This is a genomic window from Streptomyces glaucescens (assembly GCF_002154375.1).
In the GTDB taxonomy this organism is placed as follows: domain Bacteria; phylum Actinomycetota; class Actinomycetes; order Streptomycetales; family Streptomycetaceae; genus Streptomyces; species Streptomyces glaucescens.
Genome location: NZ_MUND01000885.1, coordinates 1 through 1,836, shown reverse-complemented (window position 1 = coordinate 1,836; position 1,836 = coordinate 1). Strand labels below are relative to the sequence as shown.

The following is a 1,836-nucleotide window of genomic DNA, read 5'->3' as shown; positions in this document are numbered from 1 at the left end:
CCCTGGTCGACCGGCTCGCCGACGCGGTGCCCGACGCCCGCGTGACGACCTGCGCCTCCTGGTCGGAGCGGCAGCTGGCCGACCAGCTCGCCGAGGGCCGGCTGGACTTCGCCCTCGCCGGTACCTGCGGCTCGGCGGCTCCGCCGGGCGCCGAGGGCCTGGTCTGGCGGGAGATCGCCGTGGACCCCGTCTTCGTCATGCTGCCCGAGGACCATGCCCGCGCCGCCGCGCCCGAGGTCGCGCTTGCCGAGCTGGCCGGCGAGGAGTGGGCCTGCGTGCCCGGCGACGGATGCTTCGGGGACTGCTTCACCGCCGCCTGCGCCCGCGCCGGCTTCACCCCGCACCGCATGTACGAGACGGACACCTCCTCCCTGGTGCATCTCGTCCAGGTCGGCCGGGCGATCGGCCTGTGCCGGGCCACCTTCCCGGCCGCCCCGGGGATCGTCACCCGGCCGCTCAGCGGTACGCCCCTGGCCTGGCGGCATCTGCTCGGCTGGCACGCGGGGACGCAGGACGCGGACACCGCCGCCACGGTGCTCGCCCAGGCGCGCGTTGCCCACGCGGGCGTGGCGGCGCGCAGCGACAGCTACACCGCGTGGCTCGCGGCGCATCGGGTGCCGTAGGCCGGCGCCGCCTTCCATAACGCCGGGGAGAGGGCCGACCGGTGTCTTCTGCGGGCCGGTCGTCCCTCCCTACGGTTTCGGCACCTCCCCACCGAGCGAGAACCGAACCGAGGAGACCTCCCCATGCTCCGACGACACATCCGGGCCAGAGCCACGGGTGCCGCCGTGGTGGCGACGGCCGCCCTGCTCGTGGCCGGGCTCAGCGGCTCCGCGAGCGCCGGGCCGGCCGCCGCCACCACTTCCGCCGCGCAGACGCTGCGCACCGACGCCGCCCCGCCCGCCCTGCTCCGGGCCATGGAGCGCGACCTCGGCCTGGACCGGCGGCAGGCGGAGCGGCGCCTCGCCAACGAGGCGGAGGCCGGCGCCACCGCGGGCCGCCTCGGCGCCGCCCTCGGTGACGACTTCGCGGGCGCCTGGGTGCGGGGCGCCGAGTCCGGCACGCTCACCGTGGCGACGACCGACGCCGGCGACGTGCCCCTGATCGAGGCCCGGGGCGCGCGGGCAACGGTCGTCCGCCACTCCCTCGCCGACCTGGACGCGGCCAAGGCCCGCCTGGATCGGGCGGCCCAGCGGCACGCCACCACCGACGCGCCGGTCTGGTACGTCGACGTCCCCACGAACAGCGTCGTCGTGCGGGCCGTACGCCCGGCCGCGGCCCGCGCCCTCCTGGCGGCGGCCGGGGTCGAGCGGGCCCTCGCCCGCGTCGAGCGGACCGCCGAACGGCCCCGCCCGCTGTACGACCTGCGCGGCGGCGAGGCGTACTACATCAACAACAGCGGGCGCTGCTCGATCGGCTTCCCCGTCACCAAGGGCACCCAGCAGGGCTACGCGACCGCCGGGCACTGCGGCCGGGCCGGGGCGAGCACCAGCGGCCACAACCGCGTGGCACAGGGCACCTTCCAGGGCTCGGTCTTCCCCGGCCGCGACATGGCCTGGGTGGCCACCAACTCCCAGTGGACCGCGACCCCGTACGTCAAGGGCGCGGGAGGACAGAACGTCCAGGTCACCGGCTCCACCCAGGCGCCGGTCGGCGCGTCCGTGTGCCGGTCCGGCTCCACCACCGGCTGGCACTGCGGCACCGTGCAGCAGCACAACACCAGCGTCACCTACCCCGAGGGCACCATCACCGGCGTCACCCGCACCTCGGTGTGCGCCGAGCCCGGGGACTCGGGCGGGTCGTACATCTCGGGCAGCCAGGCGCAGGGCGTCACCT

2 protein-coding genes are annotated in these 1,836 nt (G+C 76.6%); both read left to right on the top strand.

The genetic code is table 11. The features are described 5' to 3' along the window. Window positions 1–623 (top strand): LysR family substrate-binding domain-containing protein (locus CCN42_RS38860; RefSeq protein ID WP_169731611.1); only part of this gene is annotated, 623 nt, incomplete at its 5' end. A 123-nt stretch (window positions 624–746) separates the two neighbouring features. Further along, a partial coding sequence (locus CCN42_RS38855; protein ID WP_086741904.1) for a S1 family peptidase occupies window positions 747–1,836 on the top strand: 1,090 nt, incomplete at its 3' end.